Annotated in this window: 20 protein-coding genes and 1 pseudogene; 3 read left to right on the plus strand and 18 right to left on the minus strand. The window is 71.2% G+C overall.

Annotated features, from left to right (window positions below; translation table 11 throughout):
- Positions 1-114: 114 nt before the first annotated feature.
- The 7 genes and pseudogenes from ABZS40_RS10265 to ABZS40_RS10295 all read right to left on the minus strand — a co-directional run.
- Positions 115-1,470, minus strand: coding sequence for a PHB depolymerase family esterase (locus ABZS40_RS10265; protein WP_354943009.1), 1,356 nt, complete (start codon positions 1,468-1,470; stop codon positions 115-117).
- Between the two features lie 309 nt (positions 1,471-1,779).
- A complete protein-coding gene (locus ABZS40_RS10270; protein WP_354943010.1) occupies positions 1,780-3,918 on the minus strand; it encodes an alpha-glucuronidase in 2,139 nt (712 codons plus the stop codon).
- A complete protein-coding gene (locus tag ABZS40_RS10275; protein WP_354943011.1) occupies positions 3,915-5,948 on the minus strand; it encodes a beta-galactosidase in 2,034 nt (677 codons plus the stop codon). Before ABZS40_RS10275 ends, ABZS40_RS10270 begins: the two co-directional genes overlap by 4 nt.
- Positions 5,945-6,634, minus strand: a complete 690-nt coding sequence (locus ABZS40_RS10280) for a DUF624 domain-containing protein (RefSeq protein WP_354943012.1) — start codon at positions 6,632-6,634, stop codon at positions 5,945-5,947. Before ABZS40_RS10280 ends, ABZS40_RS10275 begins: the two co-directional genes overlap by 4 nt.
- Positions 6,635-6,722: 88 nt before the next feature.
- A complete protein-coding gene (locus tag ABZS40_RS10285) occupies positions 6,723-8,360 on the minus strand; it encodes an extracellular solute-binding protein (protein WP_354943013.1) in 1,638 nt (545 codons plus the stop codon).
- Positions 8,361-8,415: 55 nt separating this feature from the next.
- Positions 8,416-9,324, minus strand: a complete 909-nt coding sequence (locus tag ABZS40_RS10290; protein ID WP_354943014.1) for a carbohydrate ABC transporter permease — start codon at positions 9,322-9,324, stop codon at positions 8,416-8,418.
- Positions 9,321-9,905, minus strand: a pseudogene (locus tag ABZS40_RS10295) (ABC transporter permease subunit); the annotation flags it as partial. The pseudogene ABZS40_RS10295 and the gene ABZS40_RS10290, both read right to left, overlap by 4 nt.
- Before the next feature lie 68 nt (positions 9,906-9,973).
- Here ABZS40_RS10295 and ABZS40_RS10300 point away from each other — a divergent pair.
- Both ABZS40_RS10300 and ABZS40_RS10305 read left to right on the plus strand, forming a co-directional pair.
- Positions 9,974-10,294, plus strand: a complete 321-nt coding sequence (locus ABZS40_RS10300; RefSeq protein ID WP_354943052.1) for a substrate-binding domain-containing protein — start codon at positions 9,974-9,976, stop codon at positions 10,292-10,294.
- 22 nt (positions 10,295-10,316) lie between these two features.
- Complete coding sequence (locus ABZS40_RS10305; protein ID WP_354943015.1) at positions 10,317-11,315, plus strand: acetylxylan esterase; 999 nt, start codon at positions 10,317-10,319, stop codon at positions 11,313-11,315.
- Between the two features lie 50 nt (positions 11,316-11,365).
- Here the strand turns inward: ABZS40_RS10305 and ABZS40_RS10310 are convergent, their stop codons facing one another.
- The 11 genes from ABZS40_RS10310 to ABZS40_RS10360 all read right to left on the minus strand — a co-directional run bounded on the left by ABZS40_RS10310 (position 11,366) and on the right by ABZS40_RS10360 (position 23,543).
- Positions 11,366-11,830 carry a MaoC family dehydratase gene (locus tag ABZS40_RS10310; protein WP_354943016.1) on the minus strand — a complete coding sequence of 155 codons (465 nt, stop codon included), beginning with the start codon at positions 11,828-11,830 and terminating at the stop codon, positions 11,366-11,368.
- A gap of 17 nt (positions 11,831-11,847) precedes the next feature.
- A complete protein-coding gene (locus tag ABZS40_RS10315) occupies positions 11,848-12,996 on the minus strand; it encodes an acyl-CoA dehydrogenase family protein (RefSeq protein WP_354943017.1) in 1,149 nt (382 codons plus the stop codon).
- A 46-nt stretch (positions 12,997-13,042) separates the two neighbouring features.
- On the minus strand, positions 13,043-15,847 hold the full coding sequence (locus ABZS40_RS10320) for an AAA family ATPase (RefSeq protein WP_354943018.1): 2,805 nt from the start codon (positions 15,845-15,847) through the stop codon (positions 13,043-13,045).
- 82 nt (positions 15,848-15,929) lie between these two features.
- A complete protein-coding gene (locus tag ABZS40_RS10325; protein ID WP_354943019.1) occupies positions 15,930-16,541 on the minus strand; it encodes a TetR/AcrR family transcriptional regulator in 612 nt (203 codons plus the stop codon).
- 94 nt (positions 16,542-16,635) lie between these two features.
- Positions 16,636-17,403 carry an SDR family oxidoreductase gene (locus ABZS40_RS10330; protein ID WP_354943020.1) on the minus strand — a complete coding sequence of 256 codons (768 nt, stop codon included), beginning with the start codon at positions 17,401-17,403 and terminating at the stop codon, positions 16,636-16,638.
- Positions 17,404-17,544: 141 nt separating this feature from the next.
- Positions 17,545-18,831, minus strand: a complete 1,287-nt coding sequence (locus ABZS40_RS10335; RefSeq protein WP_354943021.1) for an ABC transporter substrate-binding protein — start codon at positions 18,829-18,831, stop codon at positions 17,545-17,547.
- An 85-nt stretch (positions 18,832-18,916) separates the two neighbouring features.
- The gene (locus tag ABZS40_RS10340; RefSeq protein WP_354943022.1) at positions 18,917-20,029 is read right to left on the minus strand and encodes a branched-chain amino acid ABC transporter permease; all 1,113 of its coding nucleotides are present in this window, start codon (positions 20,027-20,029) and stop codon (positions 18,917-18,919) included.
- Positions 20,026-20,904, minus strand: a complete 879-nt coding sequence (locus ABZS40_RS10345) for a branched-chain amino acid ABC transporter permease (RefSeq protein WP_091399163.1) — start codon at positions 20,902-20,904, stop codon at positions 20,026-20,028. Before ABZS40_RS10345 ends, ABZS40_RS10340 begins: the two co-directional genes overlap by 4 nt.
- 33 nt (positions 20,905-20,937) lie before the next feature.
- The gene (locus ABZS40_RS10350; RefSeq protein WP_354943023.1) at positions 20,938-21,660 is read right to left on the minus strand and encodes an ABC transporter ATP-binding protein; all 723 of its coding nucleotides are present in this window, start codon (positions 21,658-21,660) and stop codon (positions 20,938-20,940) included.
- 58 nt (positions 21,661-21,718) lie between these two features.
- Positions 21,719-22,507 carry an ATP-binding cassette domain-containing protein gene (locus ABZS40_RS10355; protein ID WP_354943024.1) on the minus strand — a complete coding sequence of 263 codons (789 nt, stop codon included), beginning with the start codon at positions 22,505-22,507 and terminating at the stop codon, positions 21,719-21,721.
- 136 nt (positions 22,508-22,643) lie between these two features.
- Positions 22,644-23,543 carry an alpha/beta hydrolase gene (locus ABZS40_RS10360; protein WP_354943025.1) on the minus strand — a complete coding sequence of 300 codons (900 nt, stop codon included), beginning with the start codon at positions 23,541-23,543 and terminating at the stop codon, positions 22,644-22,646.
- Positions 23,544-23,727: 184 nt separating this feature from the next.
- Between ABZS40_RS10360 and ABZS40_RS10365 the strand changes: the two genes are divergently transcribed.
- Positions 23,728-25,989 (plus strand): catalase, encoded by a 2,262-nt coding sequence (locus ABZS40_RS10365; RefSeq protein WP_354943026.1) that lies wholly within the window; start codon positions 23,728-23,730, stop codon positions 25,987-25,989.
- Positions 25,990-26,068 lie beyond the last annotated feature (79 nt).

A 26,068-nucleotide genomic window follows, 5' to 3' on the forward strand; every position in this document is an offset into this window, starting at 1 on the left:
GCGGCGAGGGCGCCCGCGCCGGCCAGCGCGAGCGCGGCTCTCGATGCCGCCTTCCATCTCGTACTTCTCATCGTGTGACTCCTTCTGCGGGTGGTGGTGGGGTGGGAAGGGACATCAGGACACCGAACAGGCGGCACCGTTGAGGGCGAACGAGGTGGGCTTGCCGGTGCCGCCCTCGTGCGTGGCCTGGAAGCCGATCTCGACCGACGCGTTCGGGGCGATGGTGTTGTTGTAGGAGACGTTGCGGGCGGTCACCGCACCGCTCGCCGGGGCGTACTGGGCGTTCCAGCCGCTGGTGATGCGCTGCCCGGTGGGCAGCGTGAAGGTCAGCGCCCAGCCGTTCACGGCGGTGGCACCGGTGTTGGTGATGGCCACGCTCGCGGTGAGGCCGCTGTTCCAGGCGTTGACCGTGTAGCCGACCCGGCAGGCGCCGTCGGTCGGGGGCGGAGTGGTCGGCGGCGGCGTGGTCGGGGGCGGAGTGGTCGGCGGCGGCGTGGTCGGGGGCGGCGTCGTCGGCGGTGGGGTCGTCGGCGGCGGGGTCGTCGGCGGCGCGGTGCCGTCCAGCCCGAAGAAGCGGATCACCTGCGCGGCGTCGACCGGCAGGTTGTGCGTGACACCCTGCATGCTGATCGCCTCGACCGGCGCCATCGGGCCGCTGCTGCCGTACCGGGTGCGGGTGTAGCCGGACTGCGGGGAGTCGGTGTACGTCGGGGTCTGGCTCAGCCCGTGCACGTTGGTCCACTGCTTGACCTGCTCGCCGAAGTTCGGGTACCGCAGCGTCTCGTCGTTGGTGCCGTGCCAGATCTGCATCCGGGGCCGCTGGCCGGTGTAGCCGGGGTACGCCTCCCGGACCAGGTCACCCCACTGCTGTGCGGTCCGGATGAGTTGGCCGTTGGCGCACTGGCTGTTCCACTCCGAGGTGCCGCCGGTGGCGAAGCAGGCGAACGGCACCCCGGCGAACGAGGCGCCCGCCGCGAACACGTCCGGGTAGACGCCCAGCATGACGTTGGTCATCATCGCCCCGGAGGAGGTGCCGGTGGCGAAGATCCGCGCGGGGTCGGCGGAGTAGCGCTGCCGCACGTGGTCGACCATCGACATGAGCCCGACCGGGTCGCTGCCGCCGCCACGGCGTAACGCCTGCGGCGAGTAGACGTCCCAGCACCTGCTGCTGCGTGTGGCCGACGGGTAGATCACGATGAACCCGTACCGGTCGGCGAGGGATGCGTACTGGGTGCCCGAGTGGAACGCGGGGCCCGTCCCGGTGCAGTAGTGCATGGCCAGGAGGATCGCCGGTCGGGTCGCCACCCGGTCCGGGACGTACAGGTGCATCTGCAGGTTGGTGGGGTTGGTGCCGAAGTTGGTCACCTGCGTGAGCGTCGCCGCCGACGCGGGAGTGGCGAACGTCAACGCGGCGGCGGCCAGTGTCACGGCCGCCATGACGACGCCAAGCATTCTCGTCTTCAGTGTCATCGTCGCGATCCCTTGCGAAAAAGGCGCGTGGAAGGGGACTTAAGTCGAGGACTGCCCTTCGCCCGACCTTGACCGCGGCTCGCGTGACCATGTCAGCTTCGATCGAGGACACTCGATTGTCAAGACTTCCGGAAACCTTTCGCCGCAACGGTTGCGGCGGTCACCAGCGCAGCAATGGGCATCGACGGACATGGTCAGCGCCGATGGGTCGCGATAAATTATCGGGACGTTTTCGGAACCTGCCAGGCCGTTGCGGCGCACGGCACGAGGGCGGCCCGACCGGATGGCCGGGCCGCGCCTCACCGCCGCTCAGTAGATGTCCCGCCCTCGCTCGTCCGGCACCCCGGACCTGCGGAAGAAGTACGTGTTGATCTGGTCGCGCCACTCGGTGGCGCAGCGCACCTGCTCGTCGAGGCGTTCGGCGACCCGCTCGTACACGCTCGGGTCGATCATGCCGGTCAACGTCTGCCACTTCCGTCGCATCGCCGTCACCTCCTCGACCCCCGCGAAGTGGGTGTCGTAGATGTGCTGGATCACTGTCGAGCCGCTGTGCAGCACATGCCCGTACGGCACGTGGTGGAAGAAGAGCAGCAGCTCGTCGGGGCAGGTTTCGGGTGACTCGTACACCTGGGCCCAGTACGGCGGGTACTGGCCGGCGAAGCCGGTGCCCGACGCGCGGCTGCGGTCCACGCCGACGCCGTCGCGGTCGGCGAAGTGGTAGGTGCCCCACCGTGTGTACTCGTACCCGTCGACTCCGGGACCGTAGTGGCCGCCCGGGTTGACCATGAAGCCGACGCCCAGCGGGGCGGTGTAGCGCTCGTAGGTGCGCCACGAGTCGTCCATGATCTCGTGCAGGGTCCGCCGCACCAACTCCGCGTCGGCGGTCGCCGACGGCGGAAAGGTCAGCGTGATCCACTCGTCGAGGATGGCCGTCGGGTCCCGCCGAGGGTCCCAGGCCAGCCGGCCGAACGTGTACAGGTTGGCCTGCGCCAACGGATGCCCGGTCCAGAAGAGGTCGTCGCCGACGTTGGCGACGGCGACCATCCCGCCGCCAGCCGCCGCCTCCCCCGTGACCACGTCGGCGATGGTCCGTCCGCCCGGCCCCCAGGGGGCGAAACGCAGCACCTCACTCCACCACGGGCCGAGGTGGCAGACGTGCCGCTGCTGGCCCGTGTACTCCTGGGTGACCTGCAACTCCACCGCCAGCCGGGTCGCCGGCATCGCGGCGAGCACCGGTGAGACCGGCTCGCGGGTCTGGAAGTCCACCGGGCCGAACTTCACCTGGACGACCACGTTGGTGCGGAACCGCCCGTCGAGCGGGGCGAAGTGGTCGTACGCCGCCCGAGCCCGGTCGGTGGACCGGTCCCTCCAGTCCTGGTGGTGGTTGTAGACGAACGCCCGCCAGTGCACCACTCCCCCGTGCGGGGCGAGCGCCTCGGCCAGCAGGTTCGCCCCGTCGGCGTGGTCGCGGCCGTACGTGAACGGGCCGGGTTGCCCCTCCGAGTCGGCCTTCACCAGGTAACCGCCGAAGTCGGGGATGCGGTCGTACACCCGCCGGGTGGTAGCGGCCCACCAGACCCGCACTGCCTCGTCCAGGGGGTCGGCGGTCGGCAGGCCACCGAGGACCACCGGCGCGGCGAAGCTGACCGACAGGTGCACCCGGATGCCGTACGGGCGCAGCACGTCGGCGATCTCGGCGACGTCGCCGAGTCGTTCGGTGAGCAGCAGCGCCTCCGTGCGGGCGACGTTGACGTTGTTCACCGAGATCGCGTTGACCCCGCAGGAGGCCAGCAGCCGCCCGTACTCCCGCACCCGGGCCAGGTCGCCGCGCGGACGGCCGTCCTGCCAGAAGATGGAGCCGCCCGCGTACCCCCGTTCGACCTGGCCCATCACCGGGTGCACTGCCACGTTGTCCCAGTGGTTCAGCATGCGTCGGCGCAGCGCCGGCCGGTGCCGCTCCGGCGGTCGGGCCCTGTCGAAGGCCGCCGCACAGAGCCGAACCACGTGGAAGAGCCCGTACAGCAGGCCGGCGGGCGCGTCGGCCAGCACCGCGGTGACGTCGCCGGCCCGCGCCAACACGAACCCCTCGTCGCCGAGCGTCCCGCCGTCGCCCAGCTCGACCAGCGCCGCCTCGCCGGCGGCGCGCGCCGCCTCCACCGCCGGGTTGGGCAGCTCACCGGCGCCGCGCAGGGCGAGCACCAGGTCGACGTCGACGTCCCAGGACGGGGAGTGCCACACCCGTCCGCCGTAACGGGCGCAGGCGCGCGAGACCTCGTTGAGGACGGTGTCGACGAGCAACCCCTCGCCGTGCAGGAGGACGCGGCGCGCGCCGAGCGACCGGAACGCCTCCGGGGGCAGCCAGGCCGGGTGGACGCGTGGCTCGTCACCATCCATCGGCTCCTCGACGAACATCAACTGCTCCAACTCCACCGACTCTTCGGCGTTCACCGGTCCTCCTCCAGCACGACAACCCCGTACGCCGGCAGCCGCAGGGCCGTGCCGGCCGCCGTACGGTCGCCGGTGAGCAGGTCGACGCCGCCGGTCCGGGCGGTCACCTCGACCGGCGCGGCGCGGTGGTTGAGCAGAAACAGCAGCCGCGACCCGTCCGGCGCGACCCGGACGGCGGACTCCAGGTTCGGCACGTCCGGGTAGGGCCCGAGCAGGTCGTGCCGGGCGAGCACCTGCCGAACTACCCAGGACACCCCGACCTGGTTCAGCCCGGCGGCCACGTACCAGCCGTCGCCGGCACCGAAGGGGTTACGGGTCACCGCCGGGGTGCCCGCGTAGAAGTCGGCCTGGTAGGTGCCGATGACCTGCGCGCCCTGCGGAACCACCAGCTCGAACAGCAGCCGCGCGTCGACGTCGACCTGATCCGCGCCGTCGCCGAGGCGGACCCTGTTGACCACCTCCGGGCCGCGGGCGTCCCACTCGTCGACCCGGACGCCCATGAGTTCCCCGAGCGGGCCCGGCACGTCCATCAGGAACGCCTGGTCGTTCTCGTCCACCCGGCCGGACAGGTAGGTGGTCAGCACCGAGCCGCCGCGCGTCGCCACCGCCTCCAGCCGCTGCGGCAGGTCACCCTTGAGCAGGTGCAGGGCCGGGGCCACGACCACGTCGTAGCGGGACAGGTCGGCGGTAACCGCGACGACGTCCAGGTCCACACCGGCGTCCCAGAGCGCCCGGTGGTACGCGAGCACGACCTGCTGGTAGCGGACCAGCCGGGACGGGCCGTCGGACAGCTCCAACGCCCACCAGCTGTCCCAGTCGAACAGCAGCGCCACCCGGGCCGGGGTCCGCGCGCCCAGCGACGCCGGGCCGAGCCGTTCCAGTTCGGCGCCCAGCTCGGCGACCTCCCGGAACACCCGGGTGTCGGAGCGACCGGCGTGCCCGATGACCGCACCGTGGTACTTCTCGCTGGCCCCGCGAGAGGCACGCAGCTGGAAGAAGAGCACCGCGTCGGCGCCGTGCGCCACGGCCTGCCAACTCCACAGCCGCATGAGACCGGGGCGCTTCAACGGGTTGACGTCGCGGCACGCGGTGAAGCTCGGGGTCTGTTCCATCAGCCAGAACGGCTGGCCGTCCTTGAGCCCGCGCATCAGGTCGTGGGTCAGTGCCATCCGGGCCGCCGACTCGTCGTCGGGCGGGTAGTTGTCCCAGGAGACGAAGTCCAGATGAGGGGCCCAGCGGTGGTAGTCGATCGGCCGGTACATGCCCATGAGGTTCGTGGTCACCGGCAGCGTCGGGCTGGACTCTCGGATGGCCGTCTTCTCGTCGCGGAAGTTGGTCAGCATCGCGTCGGAGGTGAACCGCAGGTAGTCCACTGTCATGCCCGGGAACGCGGTGCGGTCCGGGCCGCGCCAGTGCTCGGTCAGCGCCGACGGCGGCTCGATCTCGTCCCAGTCGGTGAAGGTGTGCGACCAGAAGGTGGTGTACCAGGCCTCGTTCAGCTCGTCGAGGGTGCCGTAGCGGTGGCGCAGCCAGCTCCGGAAGCCGGCCGCGCACAGCGCGCAGTAACAGGCGCCGCCGTACTCGTTGCCGACGTGCCAGGCGAGCACCGCGGGGGTGTCGGCGTAGCGGCGGGCGACCCGGCGGGCCAGCTCCGTGGATAGCCGGCGGAAGACCGGCGAGCTGGGGCAGGAGTTGTGTCGCTGCCCGAACCGGTGCTTGCGGCCCTCGAAGTCGGTCCGGGTCACCTCGGGGTACGCCTTCGCCAACCACGGCGGGTGGGCCCCGGTGCCGGTGGCCAGGCAGATCCCGCGTCCCTCGGCACTGGCCCGCTCGACGATCCTGTCCAGCAGCGCGAAGTCGTAGGTGTCCTCGGCGGGTTGGGTGAACGCCCAGTCGAACACCCCGAGGGTGACCAGGTCGATCCGTGCGCTGTCGAAGAGACGGTAGTCCTGCTTCCACACGTCCTCGGGCCACTGTTCCGGGTTGTAGTCGCCCCCGAAGGGCACCTTGGCGCTGAGCGGCAGGCTCATCTGGTGAACTCCTTCCGGATCAGGTGGATCATCGGATCGCTGACGCGCAGGTACGCCAGCACCGCGATCGAGGCGAGCAGCATCAGCACCGCTTCGGAGAAGACCGCGGTGATCCCGGCCGCCGCGGCCAGCAGCAGGGCGTTGCCGACGGAGACACCGGGGGTACGCAGGAGGAAGTGCACGGCCAGCCGGAGCACGTCCCGGGTGCGGAAGTCGAACAGCGAGGTGATCACCAGGGCGTTGGCCGCGCAGAGCGTCACGCCCACTCCGATCAGCACCAGCGGCACCGCCCACCAGCTCGGCAGGCCGACCGCGCCGCGGTAGGCGAGGTTCACGGCGAGCACCGTCAACCACAGCAGCGTCGGCACCCAGACGCGCAGCGCGCCGAACACGTTGGCCCGGTAGCCACGCCAGAACAGGGCGGCCGGGTGCAGGTCGGTCAGGTCGGTTCGCTGGTGGCGCAGGGCGTGCAGGGCGGCGGAGATCGCCGGGCCGACCGGTACCAGGAGGAGCGCGGCCAGCGGCAGGTTGCTGGGGTCGCGGCCCAGCACCAACAGCGGAAGCAGGGCGGGCACTGTGGTGAGCAGCAAGAGCAGCTCGACCACGAGCAGGATGTAGACGCGCGAGGTGATCCGCGACAGTGGTCCGTCACCGAAATGTCGCCGGGTCTGAGTCGCGCCACTCACTGTCGCTCCCTCCGGTCGACTCAGCTGATCCGTGGTCGCCGGGGTTCCGGTCGGGCCGCGACAGGCCGCCCGACCGGACTCCCGCTGATCAGCCGTTGTCTTTCTGGAACCGCTCGTACGCCTTGTTGACCAGGTCGATGTACTGGTCGGAGTTCTTGGCCTTCAGCTCGGCCACGTACGCGTCCCACTCGCTGAGCGGACGCTGACCCAGGGCGAACTTCAACGTGTTCTGGGTGACGAAGTCCTTCAGCGGGGTCTCCCAGAGCGACACCTGCTCGCGCTCCTCGTCGCTCAACGGAGCGGGCGGGGGCACCAGCCTCGGCTTGCGGGCGTCCATCACCTTCTGGAACTCCAGCTCCTCCGGGGAGAAGAAGCCGCGGACCAGGTCGGGGCTGCCGCCGTAGGCGAAGACGCCGTTCTGGAAGCCGAAGTCCTTCTGCAGGTGCTTGGGGGCCTTCGGGTTGAGGCCGAGGAAGTCGACTCCGGGGTTGAGCGTGCGCTTGCCGGAGGCGTCCTTGGTGAAGGTCGTGCCCTCGATGCCCCAGCGGGCGAACTCCAGGCCGGCGTCGGAATACCAGAGCCAGTCGATGAACTGCATCATGGCCACGAAGTTCTTGCTCTCCCGGGCCTTCGTGGAGATCATGATGCCGTTCTCCAACCGGGGGAACGGGTTGATCTCGCCGGCCGGGCCGATCGGCAGCGGGATCTTGGCCATCTTGGCGTTCGGCAGGGTCTTGGCCAGGTCGGGCCGGTGGTTGTTGACCAGGGTCTGCGCGTTGCCGGTGACCACGAAGGACTTGCCGTTGGCGAGCTTCTGGCGTGCCTGGTCGTCGGTCTGGGTGAAGCTCTCCGGGTCGAGCAGGCCCTCGGCGAGGAGCTTGTGCAGGTAGGTGACCATCTGCTTGTACTGCTCGGAGACGCCGGTGTAGGTGAACTTCTTCGCCGCCGGGTCCCAGGTGGCGTGCTGGTAGTCCCAGCCCGCCTGGGTGCCGTGGGCCGAGCCGAGGATGTTCAGCAGGGCGCCGGTCGGGTTGGGCTTGCTGAAGAGGTCGGAGTACGGGTAGACGTTCGGGTACTTCGCCTTCATCGCCTTGAGCACCGTGTAAAAGTCGTCCCAGGTCTTCGGGACCGCCAGGTTGAGCTCCTGCATGATGTCGGTGCGCACCAGCACCGTGTAGTCCTGCGTGGGCTTCTCGTGGACACCGGGCAGCAGGTAGAACTTACCGTCGGACTGCCGCAGGTTGTCGATCTCCGGCTTGAGGTTCCACTTGGTGATCTTGTCCTTGAGGTTGGGCATCAGGTCCAGGTAGTCGCTCACCGGGAGGACCGCCCCGGAGGAGACGAACGCGTTCTCCTGCGGGTGGTACGTCTTCGGAATGATCAGCGGAGCGTCTCCGGCGCCGATCAGCAGGCTGCGCTTCTGCTCGTAGTCGCTCAGCGGCACGGCCACCGGCTCGATCTTGACGTTGGTCCGCTTGGTGAGCTCCGACCAGAACAGCCAGTCTTCCTTGAGCGGATAGAACGTGTGGTTGTTGTAGAGGGTGGAGAAGGAGAGCGCCTCAGTGGCCTTGAACTGGTCACCGACGCCGTAGTTGGCCATCGCGCCGACCTTGTTCTCGGAGAGGTCAGTCGACTCGCTTGGGTCCTCGGAACAGGCGGCGGCAAGGGAGAGCGCAAGCAGACCCGCGGTGGCCAATGCCACGCGGCGCCACGTCTTGTGGAGCATGGCTCGTCCTTTCGGTGGTGGGGGGTTTCGGTGGGGTAGCGGTGCGGCGCCGGCGTCATCCCTTGACCGCGCCGAGCATCACGCCGCGGACGAAGTACCGCTGAACGAAGGGGTAGATCGCCAGGATCGGCAGGGTGGTGAGCACGATCGTCACGGCCTGGAGGGTGGCTGCGGCCTGGACCTTGTCGGCGTCGGCCGCGGCCGACTCGGCGCTCGTGGCGCCCGCGATGAGGTTGCGGAGGTACACGGTGACCGGCAGCAGATCCTGCCGGTCGAGGTAGAGGAACGCGGTGAACCACGAGTTCCAGAAGGAGACCGCGTAGAAGAGCACCATCGTCGCGATGATCGCCTTCGACAGTGGCAGCACGATCCGCAGCAGGGTGCCGTACGTGTTGAGCCCGTCGACGGCCGCGGCCTCCTCCAACTCGCTCGGAAGACTCTCGAAGAAGGCCTTCATGACCAGCAGGTTGAACACGCTGATGGCATTGGGGATCACCACGGCCCAGATGGTGTTCTTCATGCCCAGGCTGGTGACCAGCACGTAGTTGGGGATCAGGCCACCGGAGAAGAACATGGTGAACAGCGCGACACCGATGAGGAAGGGGCGCCCCTTGAGCTGCGGCTTCGACAGCACGTACGCGTAACAGGTGGTCAGCACGATCGAGATGAGCGTGGCGACCACCGTGTACACCACAGTGTTGCGGTAGTTCGTCCAGAACATCGCGTCCGACATCAGCAGCTTGTACGCGGTCAGGTCGAACCCACGCGGGACGATGGTCACCTCGCCGGCGATGATGTACGCCTCTTCGCTGAGCGAGCGGGCCACGATGTTGAGGAACGGGTACAGCGTCACGACCACGACGCCGAGCAGGACGACGGTGTTGACCACCCGGAAGATCCGGTAACCCCGGCTGTCCACCGGCCCGCGCGTCTTCGGGGCGTCGATCTTCGTGCCGAGGGTCACCACAGGCTCGTCCCCACAGTGCGACGGGAGATGACGTTCGCCGACAGGACGAGGATCAGCCCGATCACCGCCTCGAAGAGACCGATGGCGGCCGCGTAGCTGAAGTTGCTCGACTGGAAGCCCATCCGGAACAGATAGGTGGAGACCACGTCGGCAGTCGGGTAGGTCAACGGGTTGTAGAGCAGCAGGATCTTCTCGAACCCGACCGCCAGGAAGCTGCCGATGTTGAGGATCAGCAGGGTCACCATCGTCGGACGGATGCCGGGCAACGTGACGTGCCAGGTCTGCCGCAGCCGGCCGGCGCCGTCGATCCGGGCGGCCTCGTACAGGTCCTCGTCGACGGTGGTGAGGGCGGCGAGATAGAGGATCGTGCCCCACCCGACGGTCTGCCAGACCTCGGACGAGACGTAGATGGTGCGGAACCACTCCGGTTTCTGCAGGAACGCCACCGGGTCGCCACCGAACAGGTTGACGAGCTGGTTGGCGGTGCCGTCGATCGAGGTGAACTGCATGACCATCGCCGCCACGATCACGATCGACAGGAAGTGCGGCAGGTAGGACACGGACTGGACGAACCGCTTGAAGCGGCGGGCCCGAACCTCGCTATGGCAGTTTCTCCGCCGGAGCGGGGCACGGCCACGGGCTGCAACTGCTCCAGCGGCCGGACCGACCCACGGCGATCTTCGCCGGGTCGGACATCCAGGCCATGGGGGTGCTCCGGGCCGCCCGTCAGTGCGGCCTGCGCGTGCCGGAGGACCTCTCGGTGATCGGGTACGACAACCTGCCGGTCTCCGCCTGGACCGACCCGGCCCTCACCACGATCAACCAGCCGCTGCGCGACATGGCCGGCATCGCCACCCAGATGTTGCTCGACCTGACCAGGGGAAACGAGCCGGCGACCAGCCGGATAGACCTGGTGACCGAGCTGGTCGTCCGGGAGAGCACCGCGCCCCCCGCCCTTCCGCACTGACCCCCGGCCCCTGCGAGGACCCGTGCCCCACTCCGCCCTCACCTTCGACGACCTTCAGCGGTACGCGCCAGAGGTCGCCGAACCCGACGACTTCGACGAGTTCTGGCGGGACACGCTCGCCGAGGCGGCCGCCGTGCCGGTGCTCGTCGACGTCCGTCCCGAACCCACCGACCTGCGGCTGCTCGACTCGTGGGACGTCACGTTCGCCGGCTTCGACGGTGACCCGGTCCGCGCCTGGTACACCCGCCCGGCGGGGGTTCGGAAGCCGCTGCCGGCCGTGGTCGAGTACGCCGGCTACGGTCGCGGTCGGGGCCTGCCCCACGAACGGCCGACCTGGGCGGTGGCCGGCTACGCGCACCTGCTGATGGACAACCGGGGCCAGGCGGGGCAGCACGGCGCCGGGGACACCCCCGACCCGCACGGCGCGCCCGGCGGGCCCTGGCCGGCCACCTGGGGGATCCTCGATCCGCGCACCTACCACTACCGCCGTCTGATCACCGACGCGGTGCGGGCGGTCGAGGCGGTCCGCTCGCTGCCGGGGGTAGAGGGTCACCGGGTCACAGTGGCCGGTAACAGCCAGGGTGGCGGCGTCGCCCTGGCGGTCGCCGGTCTCGTCGACGACCTCAGCGCGGTGCTGACCACCGCACCGTTCCTGTGCGACATGCGCCGGGCCGTCGCGCTCACCGACCTCGCGCCGTACGGCGAGATCGCCCGGTACCTGGCGGTGCACCGGGAGGCCGAGGAGGCGGTGTGGCGCACTCTGTCCTATGTCGACGGAGTGAGCTTCGCGCGTCGGGCGACAGCGCCAGCGCACTTCGGGGTCGGCCGGCGTGACACCGTCTGCCCACCGCGCACCGCCTTCGCCGCCTACAACCACTACGGCGCCGCGAACGGGCGGCCGGTCCCACCCGAGCGGGAGATGCACGTCTACCCGTTCAACGGCCACGAGGGCGGCGAGGCCGTCCACGTCAAGCGTCAGCTGCGCTGGCTGGGCACGATGCTCCATCCAGCGCGGGCCTGAACGGGCCACTCCTGCGGCATCGTCGGACGCTGATGCATAGCGCTGCGTGGTCACTGCTCCACGGCGCGGTAGAGCCTGCTCACGGTCTCGGCCACGCAGACGGGCTTGCCACCGCTGTCGCTCTCCACGGTGACCGTCACGACCAGCTGCACACCGCCGCTGACCGGCGAGACGTCGGCGATGGTGGCGGTGGCGCGTACGGCGGCGCCGACCCGCAGCGGCGCGGGGAAACGCACCCGGTTCAGCCCGTAGTTGACGCCCATCGCCACCCCCTCGACCCGGTACAGCCCGCTCGCCAACGCCGGCAACAGCGACAGGGTGAGGTAACCGTGGGCGATCGTCCCGCCGAACGGGCCCGCCGCGGCTCGGACCGGGTCGAGATGGATCCACTGATGGTCGTCGGTGGCGTCGGCGAACAGGTCGACGCGGCTCTGCTCGATGCGCTGCCACGGACCGGGCCCGAGGCTCTCACCGGTCGCGGCGGACAACTCCTCGAACGAGGTGAAGACTCTCATCCCGGATCTCCCTACAGCTAGAAGGCGTTGACGCCGGTGAGCGCGCGGCCGATGAGCAGTTGCTGAATCTGACTGGTGCCCTCGTAGAGCGTGGCCACCCGGGCATCGCGTAGATACTTGCCGACCGGATACTCGTCGATGTAGCCGTACCCGCCGAACACCTGGACCGCGTTGTTTGCCGCGCGGACGGCGGCCTCACTGGCGAAGAGCTTGGCCATCGACGCCTCGGTGGCGAACTGCTGGTCGCGGTCGATCAGATCGGCCACCTGCCACACCAGCAGCCGGGCGGCGGCGGTGTCCACAGCGATGGCGGCGAGCAGTTGTTGGACGAGCTGGTGCCCGGCGATCGGCTTGCCGAACTGGGTGCGCTGCCCGGCGTAACCGACCGCCGCGTCGAGACAGCCCTGAGCGATGCCGACACACCCGGCGGCCACCGACATCCGGCCCTTGGCGAGGGTTGCCAGGGCCAGCCGGAATCCGGCGCCCTCGGCGCCGAGGCGGGCCGCGTCGGGGACGCGCACCTCGTCGAAGCCCAGCTCGCCGGTGGCCTGACCGCGCAGGCCGAGCTTGCCGTGGATTTCCTGCCGGGTCAGCCCCGGGCTGTCGTTGGGCACCAGGAACGCGCTGATTCCTCGGTGCCCGGGGCCGCCGGTGCGGGCGAAGACCAGCGCGACGTCTGCGGTGGTGCCGTTGGTGATGAACGTCTTCGTGCCGGTGAGCAGCCAGTCGGTGCCGTCGCGGACCGCACGGGTGCGTAGTGCGGCGGCGTCCGAGCCGCTGTCCGGCTCGGTCAGCGCGAAGCAGCCGAGTGCGCTGCCGGCGCAGAGCCTCGGTAGCCACTCGGCCCGCTGTTCCGCGCTCCCGTGTGCGGCGATGGACTTCGCGACCAGGCCGAGGGAGACCGAGACGATGCCGCGCACCGCCGAGTCGCCCCGGCCCAGCTCCTCCAGGACCAGGCAGTACGCGAGGTGGTCGCCGCCGGAGCCGCCGTCGGCCTCGGCGATGGTCAGCCCCAGGAAGCCCAGGTCACCGAGCATGCCGACGATGGCGGGGTCGACCGATTCGCGGCGATCCCAGGCGGCGGCGTGCGGTAGCAGCTCGCGGTCGGCGAACTCGGCGGCCAGCTGGCGGACCGCCGCCTGCTCGGCGGAGAGGGTGAGGTCCATGACGCTCAAACTAGCGGTGATAGTTAAACGCGTCCAGACCGGAGGCTCACCGGTCCGAGGCCAGGCCGACGTGCCGTTCGGCGGTGAACGCGCGGGCCAGCTCCGTCCGCGAACGGATGCCCAGCCGGTGGAACACGTTGCGCAGATGGTGATCGACAGTGCGGGTGGAGAGGAACATCCGGGCGGCGATCTCCCGGTTGGTGGCGCCCTCGGCGACCAGCTCGGCGATCCGCAGTTGCTGGCCGGTCAACAACCGCGCCGCGGGCAGGTCCGGCGGACCGATCGACTCCCCGGCCGCCCGCAGCTCCGTGGTGGCCTGCTCGGCCCAGCACTCGACCCCGAGCAGGCTGAACATCTCGCGGGCCTGGTGCAGGTGCGTCCGCGCGTCGCGAGGGCGTCGACTGCGGCGCAACTCCTGGCCGAAGAGCAGTTCGGTGCGGGCCCGCTCGAACGTGCCGGCCTCCGTCGGGTGCAGGCGCAGCGCCGTCTGGAAGTCCCGTACCGCCTCGGCGCCGCCGCGAGGGGCGAGTAGTGCGTGGCACCGCGCGGAAAGGGCCCGGCGCAGTGGGCTCGCGGTGCTGCTGGCCCACCTGTCGAACGCGGCGAGCGCGGCCGTCGCCGCCGGCCGGTGCGCCAGGTGCGCCGCCGCCTCCACCAGGTACGGGGTGGCCATCACCTGCACGAGGACCTGACCTCGACGCGTGCCGATCCGGGCCAGCGAGGCCAGCCGGTCCGCGGCCTCGGCGTGCCGGCCGTCGACCAGATCGAGCACCGCCAGAGCCCACGCGGCGAGCGCGTGCGGCCGGCTGCCCGGCGTCGGCGACTCGCCGATCTCGCGGATCCGCCGCAGGCTGGTGTCCCGGTCGGCTCGGATCGCGGCGAGGACGGCGAGCATGCCCAGATGGACATTGGCGCAGTTGACCTGCCCGGTGGCCCTGGCGACGCGCAGCCCGTCCCGGGAGGTCTCCGCCGCCGCCTCGTGTCGACCCAGCCAGTACTCGGCGACCGCCCGCAGTTCCAACGCCCGCGACAGCATCGACAGCTCGCCCCGTTCCCGGGCCAGCTCGACGGCGCGTTCGGCGAGCCGGTGGGCCGCGCCGTCCACGGCCACCAGCAATCCGGCCGCCGCGGCGCAACTGAGCGCGGTGGGGGTCAACGCCCAACCGGTCAGCCGGCCGCCGAGCACCACGGCGCGGCGCAGCGCAGGCCCGGCGCGCTCGTGGTCGCCTCGCAGTGTCGCCGCCACCCCGGCGATCAGACAGTCCATGACCTCCAGGGCCGGCGGGTCGTTCGGGCGCCGCAACGCCAGCGCCCGGCGGCCGACCTCGGCGTACCGGTACTGGTCGCCGGTGAAGCAGACCGCCTCGCCGGCCCGCACCAGCCCGGTCAACGCCAGGGCGCGGTCGGTGCCGTCCACCGCCGCGGCGGAGGCCAGCAGCGTGGCCGACGCGGTCGACGCGGTGCCGCAGCGCAGCTCCAACTCACCGCGGAGCAGGTCGGCGCGGCCCCGGACGACCGGGTCCACGCAGAACGCGCGGAGGCGGTCGAGCAGCAGCCGGGCCTCGTCGGGTTGTCCCCCGGCCCAGGCGTACCGGGCCGCGGTCAGCAGACGGATGGCGGTCAGCCTCGGATGGTCGCTCAGCTCGGCGGCCCACCGTAGGGCCGCCGAGGCGGCGGCCCAGCCGTCGGATGCGCCCACCGCCGCCTGTTCCAGCTCGGCGGCGAGGGCCGGATCGGCACCCGCCGTCGCGGCGGCGAGGTGCATCGCCCGGCGCAGGCGCTGCCCGTCCGCGACCAGCACCTCGGCGAGCAGTCGGTGCGCCGCCCGGCGCTCCGCGAGCGGCGCGCTGGCCGCGATCATCGTGCGCACCAGCGGCTGCGGGAAGGTGACGCCGCGTTGCTCGACGCGGACCAGGCCGGCGACCTCCGCCGGGGCGAGCGCCTCGACCTCGGCGCCGGCGGCCGCCGCGGCCCGGATCAGCGTGCCCGGCTCGCCGTCCTCGTCGAGTGCCGCGAGCAGCAGCACCCGTCGGGTCTCCGGGGGCAGCCGGTCCAGTCGGGCCCGGTAGGCGCGACCCAGTGCTCCGTCCGCCGGCGGTGCGGCGGGCAGCGACTCCTCGCCCCGCCACTGCCCTGCGGTGAGCACCTCGGCGAGGTCCACCAGGGCCTGCGGGTTGCCGCCGCCGATCGCGGCCAACGCGGTCAGGGCCGACGCGGCGGCCCGGTCGGGGAGCCGGTCGTCGCCCTCGCGCTCGGTCAGCCGATCGAGCCGGTCGGTGAGGACGGCGCTGCTCTCGTGCTCGGTGAGCGCGCGCAGTCGGTGCGCCGGTATCCCGTCGAGGTTGGCGGTGACGTCCGCGGTGAGCAGGACGGCGAGCGGCAGGTGCCGCAGTCGGCGGGCCACGAATGCCAGCACCTGCGCGGTCTGCGGGTCACCTCGGTCGATGTCGTCCATGGTGGCGAGCAACGGCCGGTCCCGGGCGGCGGCGGCGAGCAGCCCGAGCACCGCCATCGACAGGGTCAGTTGCCGGTCGGCCGGGCAGCTCTCCCCGGCCAGTGCGCGGCGCAGCAGTTGGCGCTGCTCGCTGGGGAGCGCGGCGGCCCGGTCGAGCACCGGGTCGACCAGTCGTTGCAGGCCGGCGTACGGCAGGGCGGCCTCTTCGGCGAGCCCACTGCCGGCGAGGACTGTGCAGCCCTCGGCGTGCCGATGGGCGTAGCCGACCAGCGCCGTCCGGCCCGATCCGGGCTCTCCGCGCAACAACAGGGCACCGCCGGCGTTGGTCATGCCGTCGAGCAGGCTCCGGACAGCCCGGCACTCGTCGTCCCGGCCACGCAGCACGGTTAATTGCACTCTTGATGCAGTAACCATGCCTGCCAGTGTTACCCATCGGAAACCGAATGGAAAGAGGGGGCGATATCGGGCTGGGCCGGAATCAGTCGGGCGCGACCTCGGCCAGCAGGGCGCCCACGGTCCGGGCCATCACCGCGCGGGCCTGGTCCACGCCCAGACCGAGCCCGTAGCGCAACATCGACCAGGCCTGCCAGGTGCTCGTCGCCACCAGGGCGTTGAGCAGCTGCTCCCGCCCCGGCCCGGCCTCGGCCAGCTCGACGGCGAAGAGCGCCTCGACCTCGTCGCGGACCCGTTCGATGTGCTTGAGACGGTTGCGGTGCAGCTGTTCGGAGACCGGCTCACGCATCTGGGCGGCCCGCGCCGACGGCGCGATGAGCTGGAGCAGCCGAGCCCGCTGCCGGCAGTACGCGTCGACCCGCTTCGCCATCGGCAGCCCGGGCGAGATCGGCCGGTAGGCGGCGTCCTGCTGGCGGAGCACCTCCGCGCCGCTGGCCTCGAAGAGCGTCTCCATGTCCTTGAAGTTGGTCCAGAGGGTGCGCAGCGAGATGCCGGCCCGTTCGGCGATGCGTTCCCCGGTCGGGCGCAGGTCGCCCTCGGAGATGAGCGCGAGGTGCGCCTCGACGATGGCCGCGCGGGTCCGCTCGGCGCGGGCGGTGCGCCCGTCGACCCGGCCCGCCACATCGACCCCGTCCATCCGCCCCCGCCCCCTCACCGCCACGGCGTCCCCCGACGCACCGCCGAGTCTAGACAGCCGTTGATCAGCGGCTCCGGACGCTCCGCCGACGTCGTCATCCGGCCCGGCCGGTCAGCGAGACGCCGCCGTCGCAGACGATGCTCTGCCCGGTGATCCAACTGGCGTCGTCGGAGGCCAGGAAGGCGACAGCGCCCGCCACGTCCGACGGCAGACCGAGGCGCCCGAGCGGGTACCGCGCGGCGACCTCGGCCTCACGCCCGTCGTACAGGGCGGCGGCGAAGCGGGTCTTCACCACGCCGGGAGCGACCGCGTTGACCCGGACCGTCGGCCCCAGCTCCACGGCGAGGCTGGCGGTGAGGTGGTTGAGCGCGGCCTTGCTGACCCCGTAGCAGGCGATGCCGGGCGACGGGCCGAACCCGGCGATCGACGAGACGTTGACGACGCAGCCGCCGCGCTCGGTCATGCCGGCGGCGCAGACCTCCTGCACCCAGCCCAGCGCGGCGACCACGTTCACATCGAGGATCTTGCGGGCGGCGGCCAGGTCGAGCTCGACCAGCGGGCCGTGCACCGGGTTGATGCCGGTGTTGTTCACCAGCAGGTCCACCGGCCCGAACGCCGCGCCCACCTGGCGCACCGCGGCGGCCCGGTGCTCGGGATCGTCGGCCCGGCCCGGCACCGCCAGGGCGTGTGCCGGACCGCCGAGGGCGGCGACCGCATCGGCCAGCCCCTCCGGGCGGCGGGCGGTCAGACCCACCCGCGCGCCTTCGGCCACGAGGCGTTGGGCGATGGCCAGACCGATCCCCCGACTGGCGCCGGTGACGATGGCGACCCGGCCCGCCAGTCGGCCCGAATATGCATTCACGGTGCAGATAGTAGGAGCGTCGATCGGTATCGGTCAACGCCTCCGACAATCGGTCGGCGAGCCGCTCGGGCAGCACGCGCGCAGCAGTCCGACCGGGCGTGGTCAGGGGGACCACGCCCGGTCGGACGTCGGGGACAGGGCCTAGGAGACGGTCGGCACCCCGTTCGCCGGCGGGGCGGCCGGGGTCGCTGCGTACTCGTTCACCGACCCGTCCGCCTCGTCCGTCTCGTACGCCGGCCCGAAGTAGGTCTGCACTCCCCCGCTCACCCGGCTCAACCGCTGGCCGCCGTACCCGGAGTGATCAGTGGCGGAGAAGCGCAACGGCACCAGCCCGGGGCCCTGGAATCCGCCCTTCTGCACGGCCTGGAGCACCTTCTCCCGGGTGAGGTCCTTGCCGGCGGCGAGCAGCGTCTGCACGAAGAGGTAGCCGACCGACATGCCGTAGACGGTGTTGCCGTCGAACGGCGCGTCCCCGTTGTGCTCCTTGTTGACCTTCGTGAAGAGCTGGATCCACGGGTTCGCGGCGTCGTTCTGCATCGGCAGGTAGTTGGTGCCGACCATGCCCTCCAGCAGCGGCGCGGCGGCGCCGAGCTGCTTGGCCAGGGTCGGGTGGTCGGCGCCGACGTTGGAGACCAGCCACTGCGGCTTGAAGCCCAGCCGTGCCGCCGTGCCGACGGAGAGCGCGGTGAAGCCGGGCACCGTGGCGAGCACGACGACCTGGCAACCGGCCGCCTTGAACGCGCCGATCTGCGGCGCCACGTTGGTGTTGCTGGTGACGTACGTCTGCTTGACCGCCACGGCTGCGGGGCCGAGGATCTTCTCCACGCCGGCCAGGCTGTCCCGGCCGAAGTCGTCGTCCTGGCCGAGGAAGCAGACCTTCTGCCCGGCCAGGTTCGCCTTCGCGTAGTTGGCGAGGATCTTGCCCTCGACCGTGTAGTCCGGGTTGAACCCGAACGTGCCCGGATACTTGTCCGGTTGGTCCCAGCTGCGGCTGCCGGAGGCGACGAAGAGGTCGGGCACCCGGTTGCTCTTGAGGAAGTCGAGCACGCCGGTGTGCGTCGGCGTGCCCAGACCGTTGAGGATCGCGAAGACCTTGTCCTGGAGGACGAGCTGACGGACCACCTGCTGGGTGTTCGCCGGGTTGTAGCCGTCGTCCATGATCTTGTAGGTGATCTTGCGGCCGTGCACTCCGCCGCTGGCGTTGACGTAGTCGAAGTACGCCTTCGTCGCCGGGGCGATCTTCGAGTAGCCGGCCGAGGCCGGCCCGGTCAGCGGCATGTGGGTGCCGACGACGATCTCGGTGTCGGTGACGCCCGGCACCGACGCCCCGCCGGAGCCGGGGCCGTCGTCGCCGCTACAGCCGGCTGCGGTGATGAGCAGGGCAAGGGTGCTGGCGATCGCGAGGCCGCGATGCGCTTTACGGTGCATGGGAAACACCGACCTTTCTCGGTCCGGTTGTCTGTGGGAACGGTGTGGTGGTGGGGCGCCCGGCCGAGGCCGGACCGAGGACAGCTCAGGAACGCCGGGTCGGCCGCCTGGCCAGCAACGCCCGGCCGAGACGCGACAGCAGACCCTGCACACCGCCGGGGGCGGCGATCATGACGACGATCAGGGTGAGTCCGAAGATCGCCAAGGGGAGGTTGCCCTCCAGCCGCTGCGCCACCGCGGGCGAGAGCGTGAGCATCTCGGTCACCGAGTGGGTCAGGTCGGGCAGGGCGACCAGCAGGACGGCCCCCCACAACGCGCCGGTCAGTCGACCCAGGCCACCGATCACCACGGCCATCAGCAGGAACAGCGACAGGGTCAGCGAGAACGCCCCGGGTGAGACGCTCTGCGCGAGCACCGCCAGCAGCGCGCCGCCGAGCCCGGCGGTGGCCGCGCTGACCACGAACGCGAGGACCTGGGTGCGGGCCACGTGGATGCCGGCGAGGCGGGCCGCCACCTCGTCGTCGCGGACCGCTCGGAAGGTGCGCCCGTACCGGCTGCGGATCAGGTTCGCCAACAGCAGCAACGCGAGCAGGGTGGCCGCGCCGGTGACCCAGAGCTGCCACCGCTCGTACGGGAAGTACGGGCCGAGCGACAGCGGCGGCGGCTCCACCGGCACCGACAACCCCTGCTCGCCGTTGAACACACCGTCGAAGGTGACCGCCAGCGCCGGCACCACCACCGCCACCGCGAGGGTGACCCCGGCCAGATAGGGGCCGCGCAGCCGGGCCGCAGCCACACCGACCACCGCGCCGACCGCGACCGTGCTGACGATCGCCGCACCCAGCGACAGCGGCAACAGCCAGCCGCCGGTCATCCCCCGGTCGGCGAACGCGGTCTGGCACAGCGCCACCGTGTACGCCCCGGTGGCCATCAGCGCGCCGTGACCGAGCGACAGTTGACCGTTGAGCCCGGTGAGGACGGTCAGCCCGGCGGTCGCGCAGAGGTAGGCGGCCACTGTGGCGAGTTGGAAGTTGCGGAACGGCTCGACGGCGTAGCTGACCGCCACCAGCAGCATCCCGGCGGCCAGCACCACAGCGAGGTGGCGCAGCAGTGTGGAGCCGCGTCGCCGGTCGACAGGTCGGCTGCCCGGGTCGTCGAGCTGCTGTTTCGGCGGCACCGCCGCCCTCGTGGCGCTCACACCCGCCTCGCAGCGACCGGGGCGAACAGCCCACCGGGCCGGACCAGCAGCACCGCCAGCAGCAGGACCAGCACCGCGAGCGGGGTGAGGTCGCTACCGGCGTAGCCGCTCACGTAGGAGAGCAGCAGCCCCACCACCAGACCACCGACCACCGCCCCCGGTGGACTGTCCAGCCCGCCGACCACCGCCGCGGTGAACGCCGAGACGAACACCAGGTCCATCGCGTGCGGGTGCAGGCCCAGCTCGGTCGGCAGGACCAGCATGGCGGCCAGCGCGCCCACCCCGGAGGCGAGCGCCCAGCCGAGGGTCAGCATCCCGCCGACGTTGACCCCGAGCAGCCGGGAGACCTCCGGAGCGAAGGCCGCCGCGCGCATCCGCAACCCCACCGGGGTACGGGCGAACATCCAGGCCAGGCCGCTGACCACCACGCCGATCGTGGCGAAGACGAACAGGTCGTACGGGGACAGCACGGCAACCCCGCCCACGGTGAGGGCGGACCGGCTGAACGGGGCCTCGGCGGGGCGGAACTCACTGCCGTACACCATGCCGAGCACGGCCTGGATCAGCAGCACCAGCCCGAGCGCGACGATCACCGGGTTGAGCGGTGAGGCATGATCGACGTGCCGCATCACCACCCGGTCCACCAGCGCACCGAGCAGCAGGCCGGCGACGATCGCGACAACGAAGCCCAGCCAGTAGGAACCGGTCGCGGTGCTGACGGTGTAGGCGACGTACGCGGCGGCGACGGCCATCGCCCCCTGGGCGAAGTTGACGACCCGCGCCGCCCGCCAGATGAGCACCAGGGCCAGCGCGAACGCGGCGTACACGGCGCCCCGGGACAGGCCGTCGACGGTGAGGAAGACGAAGCGGTCCAACAGTCCTCCCTCCGGGGGACGAGGTGGTGGTGGTCAGAAACCGAGGTACGCGTGGCGCAGGTCGACGTCGTCGCGCAGCTGCACCGCCGGGGCGGCGATCACCACCCGACCGAGAGACATCACGACGCCCTGGTCGGCGACGGCGAGCGCGCTACGCACGTTCTGCTCGACCAGCAGGACGGTCAGGCCGGTGCGGTCACGCAGTTGGCGGAGCAGGGCCATGGTCCGGGCGACCACCCGTGGTGCCAGGCCGAGCGACGGCTCGTCCAGCAGCAGCAGACGGGGTCGGCCGACCAGGGCCCGACCGAGTGCGAGCATCTGCCGCTCACCGCCGGAGAGCTGGTGACCGAGGTGCCGGCGGCGTCGGGCCAGCGGCTCGAAGAGCTGGTAGACCTCGTCGAGGGCCCGCGCCGCGTCGGCCCGGTCGCGCCGCCACAACCCGCCCAGCCGCAGGTTCTCGTCGACGGTCAGCTCGCTGATCACGCCCCGGCCCTCCGGGACGTGCGCCATGCCGCGTCGGACGAGTTGCTCCACCGGCGTACCGCGAAGGTCCTCCCCGGCCAGCAGGACCTGGCCGGAGGCCGGGCGGATCATGCCGGAGAGCGCGCGCAGGAGAGTGGTCTTGCCGGCGCCGTTGGCGCCGACGACCGCGGCGATGGTGCCGGCCGGGACGGTGAGGTCGATGGCCCGCAGCACGGGCGCGGCGCCGTAACCGGCCACCAGTCCCCGCACGACGAGCAGGTCGGTCGAGGTCACACCGCACCGCCCTTCGTTCGCGACTGCGGGGCTCGCAAACCCGGCTCACTCCTCACGCTCACGGTGATACCTCTTCCTCGACGGTGGCACCGAGGTACGCGTCGGTGACCGCGGGGTCGTCGCGGATCTCGTCCGGCGTGCCGGCGGCGATGACCCGGCCGAAGTCGAGCACCACGAGCTCGTCGCAGACGGCCATCACCAGGTCCATGTGGTGCTCGACCAGAAGCACCGCACAGGGGTCGGTGTCCCGCCGGGGCAGTTCCCGGACCAGCTCCGCCAGCTCGGCGATGTCGTCCGCGCCGAGGCCACCGGCCGGCTCGTCGAGCAGGAGCAGCCGGGGTCGGGCGGCGAGCGCGCGGGCCAGGGCGACCCGCTGGCGTACGGCGAAGGGCAGGGTGGTCGGTGCGGCCGCAGCGTGCTCGGCGATGCCCAGCTCGTCGAGGATGGCCAGGGCGTCCCCACGGAGCCGGCGCTCGTCGCGGTCGCTGGCCGGCAGACCGAGCAGTGCCGGGACGAAGCCGGCACGGGCGGTGTGCGAAGCGCCGGTCATCACGTTCTCCAGCACGCTGAGCCCGGCGAAGAGCCCGGTGCCCTGGAGGGTCCGGGCGATGCCGAGCCGGGTCAGCCGGTGCGGCCGTGGCCGCAGCGGCCGGTCGTCGAGGGTGAGTGAACCCGTCTCCGGTGCGACGAAGCCGCAGATCACGTTGAACAGCGTGGTCTTGCCGGCGCCGTTGGGCCCGATGACGCCCACCACCCGGTTGGGTGGCACCCGCAGGGACACGTCGTCGAGGGCGGTGAGGCCTCCGAAACGGACGCCGATGTGGTGCAGTTCGAGGCCGCGCTCCATCACCCATCCCTCTGTCGTGGCGGGTGTTTATTTACACTCGCAGTGTACGTTTCTCGGGTTTGGCGTCAAGACCTTCAATCTCCCCGCACGCACGCGGACGGGGCGGCCGCCAGCGGCGACCGCCCCGTGACCGCCGTCAGGCGCTGGGGCAGGTGTTGCGGTACTCCTCGATCTGCGAACCGCTCGGGCCCGGGCAGAGGAACTGCTCGTAGCGGGTGTCGTCGTCGACGAACCGCTTCAGCCAGGCCACCATCTGCCGCGCGGTCGGCGTGTTGGTGGTCTGCGGGAAGAAGTGGCTCGCCCCGTTCAGCTCCAGGTACGCCTTCTCGGCGGAGGCCGGGATGCTGTTGTAGAAGGGCACCGAGTGCGAGGAGACGGGCGCGACGCTGTCGCTCTCGCCACCGATGATCAGCGTGGGCACCCGCAGCTCGGACCAGCTCTTGTCCGTGTTCCACGGCGCCAGTGGCACCGCGGCCTGCAACGACGGCCGCGACGAGGCCGCCTCCAGGCTGCCCCCGCCACCCATGGAGTGGCCGGCCACCGCGAGTCGACTGCTGTCGATGCGGGTGCGCACCGAACTGCGCTGGGTGAGGTAGTCCAGCGCGGCGAGCAACTGCCGGCCCCGGCTGTCCGGCTGGTCCAGCCGGCTGTTGGTCTCGATGCCGATCACCACGAAGCCGTGCGAGGCGATGCGCGGTCCGAGCCAGCTGATGCTGGACCAGGCGGCGGTGTAACCGGGCGAGATGGCGATGGCGCCGAAGGTGCCCTCGCTGGTGCTGGTCGGGTAGTAGATGACGCCGCCGCCGAAGCCGGTGACGCTCAGCGAGGACACGTTCTGCGAGGACGTCGCGAACGGGCCGCGGCTGGCTTCCAGGATCGCGGTGGTCGGGGCGGGGCCCCGCTCGTACGGGCCGGCGGCCTGGGCGGCGCCGGACGATCCGGCCACGACGCCGCCGGCGGCCAGGACGGCGGCCAGCGCGAGCCGGGTGGCACGGGCTGCGACGGAACGGGGACGGGTGGTGGTTGGTGAGGACACGTCGGGCACTCCCTAAAGTCGAGGGATATCGACGTGTGTCAGTTTTGGCCGCTCCGCCGATCCCGGCATCGGCGAAATCACCAGTCCCTGCCCAGGATGGCGAGGCGAGTTGTGTTTCGACCCTCTGACCAGGGGTAGCAGGGCAGGCGCCGGCACGCACACGCGCCATGGAGAGGTTCATCCAGTGGATTCCAGCAAGCCCGCCGAGGCGGTCAAGAACGCCGTGAAGACCGCTTCAGGAAAGATCGCCGACGCCCTCACCCCGGAGGTCCCCGGTGCGCCGGGGAGCGCGCCACCGCCGCTCGAGGAGCCGACGACGCCGCACGACCCGCTGCCGCCGAAGCCGGAACAGGGTGCACCGCAGACGCGCACGCCGACCGGCGCGGAGACCGGCGCGCCGACGATCACGAACGGTCAGCAGGGTGCCTACCTCACGACCGCGAACGGGGCGCGGCTGCGCGACACCGACCACTCGCTCAAGGCCGGCCCGCGCGGCCCGGTGCTCCTCCAGGACCACCACCTACGCGAGAAGATCACGCACTTCGACCACGAGCGCATCCCGGAGCGCGTGGTGCACGCGCGGGGCGCCGGCGCGCACGGTGTGTTCACCGCGTACGGCACCGCCGAGGCGGTCACCAGGGCCGGCTTCCTCAAGAAGGGGCGCGAGACCGACGTCTTCGTCAGGTTCTCCACAGTCCTCGGTTCGCGGGGCTCGGCCGACACGGTCCGCGACACCCGTGGCTTCGCCACGAAGTTCTACACCGACGAGGGCACCTTCGACCTGGTCGGCAACAACATGCCGGTCTTCTTCATCCAGGACGCGATCAAGTTCCCGGACATCATCCACGCCGCGAAGCCGCACCCCGACCGGGAGATCCCGCAGGCGCAGAGCGCCCACGACACCTTCTGGGACTTCGTGTCGCTGCATACCGAGGCGCAGCACCACACCATCTGGAACATGTCCGACCGGGGCATTCCGCGTTCGTACCGGACGATGGAGGGCTTCGGCGTGCACACCTTCCGCCTCGTCAACGAGGCCGGGGAGACGGTGCTGGTCAAGTTCCACTGGAAGCCGAAGCTGGGCGTGCACTCGCTGACCTGGGAGGAGGCGCAGCTGCTCGGCGGCGTGGACCCTGACTTCCACCGCCGCGACCTCTACGACGCCATTGAGGCCGGCGCGTACCCCGAGTGGGAGCTGGGCATCCAGGTCTTTCCGGACACTCCCGAGGAGACCTTCGCCGACATCGACCTGCTCGACCCGACGAAGATCGTGCCCGAGGAGTTGGCCGAGGTGCAGCCGATCGGGAAGCTGGTGCTCAACCGGACGCCGACGAACTTCTTCGCCGAGACCGAACAGGTCGCCTTCCACCTCGGTCACCTGCCCCCGGGCATCGACGTCACGAACGACCCGCTGTTGCAGGGCCGGCTCTTCTCGTACCTCGACACGCAGCTCACCCGGCTGGGCGGGCCGAACTTCACGCAGATCCCGATCAACCGCCCGCACGCCGACGTGAACGACATGCTGCGCGACGGCTTCCACCAGCACGCCGTGCACGCGGGCGTCGCGCCGTACCGACCGAACTCGCTCGACGGCGGCAACCCGTTCCCCGCCGGGGACGCCGAGCACGCCTTCGTCGACCTACCGGTCACTGTCGCGCAGGCACCGAAGGTACGCGCGAACCCGGCGTCGTTCGACGACCACTACAGCCAGGTCCGCCTGTTCTGGCTGAGCATGTCGCCGGTCGAGAAGGAACACATCATCCGGGCATACACCTTCGAGCTGGGCAAGTGCTACCACCAGGCGATCAAGGAGCGTCAGCTGCAGAGCCTCGCCAACATCGACCCGGTGCTGTGCGAGCAGGTCGCCACCGGCCTGGGCCTGCCCGCGCCGCAGCCGACAGCGCCGATCGCCGACGTCACGCCCAGCCCGGCGCTGTCGCAGGTCGGCCGGGAGTGGCCGAGCGACGGCCGCACCGTCGGGATCGTCGTCGACCCCGACGGCGACCTGGACGGCGTCGACGAGGTCCGGCGGGCCGTGTTCGACGCCGGCATGGTGCCGCTGCTGATCGCCCCGCACGGCGGGATGGTGGGCGACCTGCCGGTGCAGCGCACCTTCGCCACCGGCCGGTCGGTCGAGTTCGACGTGGTCCTGCTGGCCGGAGCGCCGGCACCCGCCCCGGACGCCCTGCCCGCCCGCGACGACAAGGCGGGCAGGCCGCAACCGGCCACCGTGGACCCCCGCGTGCTGCTGCTCGTCGAGGAGTGCTGGCGGCACGCCAAGGCGATCGGCGCGTGGGGTGCCGGCGTCACAGTGCTGGAGCAGGCCGGCGTCGCCGGCACCCCGGGCGTCGTGGCGGCGGGCTCGGGCGCCGAGACGCTGACGGCGGTGCAGCAGTTGATGGCCGCACACCGGGTGTGGGAACGGTTCCCCGCCTCGGTCGCCTGACATAGCTGATCATCGAAGGGCTGTCCTCCCGCCATGGAGGACAGCCCTTCGATCAATGGACGTGAGCTGCCTGGACGGT

The organism is Micromonospora sp. NPDC005324 (genome assembly GCF_040607155.1).
Taxonomy (GTDB): domain Bacteria; phylum Actinomycetota; class Actinomycetes; order Mycobacteriales; family Micromonosporaceae; genus Micromonospora; species Micromonospora trifolii.

Bases quoted from the DNA above. Each gene is read 5' to 3' on its own strand.
- ABZS40_RS10265 (WP_354943009.1), bottom strand. From the start codon at position 1,470: ATGACACTGAAGACGAGAATGCTTGGCGTCGTCATGGCGGCCGTGACA.
- ABZS40_RS10275 (WP_354943011.1), bottom strand. From the start codon at position 5,948: ATGAGCCTGCCGCTCAGCGCCAAGGTGCCCTTCGGGGGCGACTACAAC.
- ABZS40_RS10285 (WP_354943013.1), bottom strand. From the start codon at position 8,360: ATGCTCCACAAGACGTGGCGCCGCGTGGCATTGGCCACCGCGGGTCTG.
- ABZS40_RS10310 (WP_354943016.1), bottom strand. From the start codon at position 11,830: ATGAGAGTCTTCACCTCGTTCGAGGAGTTGTCCGCCGCGACCGGTGAG.
- ABZS40_RS10315 (WP_354943017.1), bottom strand. From the start codon at position 12,996: ATGGACCTCACCCTCTCCGCCGAGCAGGCGGCGGTCCGCCAGCTGGCC.
- ABZS40_RS10325 (WP_354943019.1), bottom strand. From the start codon at position 16,541: ATGGACGGGGTCGATGTGGCGGGCCGGGTCGACGGGCGCACCGCCCGC.
- ABZS40_RS10335 (WP_354943021.1), bottom strand. From the start codon at position 18,831: ATGCACCGTAAAGCGCATCGCGGCCTCGCGATCGCCAGCACCCTTGCC.
- ABZS40_RS10355 (WP_354943024.1), bottom strand. From the start codon at position 22,507: ATGGAGCGCGGCCTCGAACTGCACCACATCGGCGTCCGTTTCGGAGGC.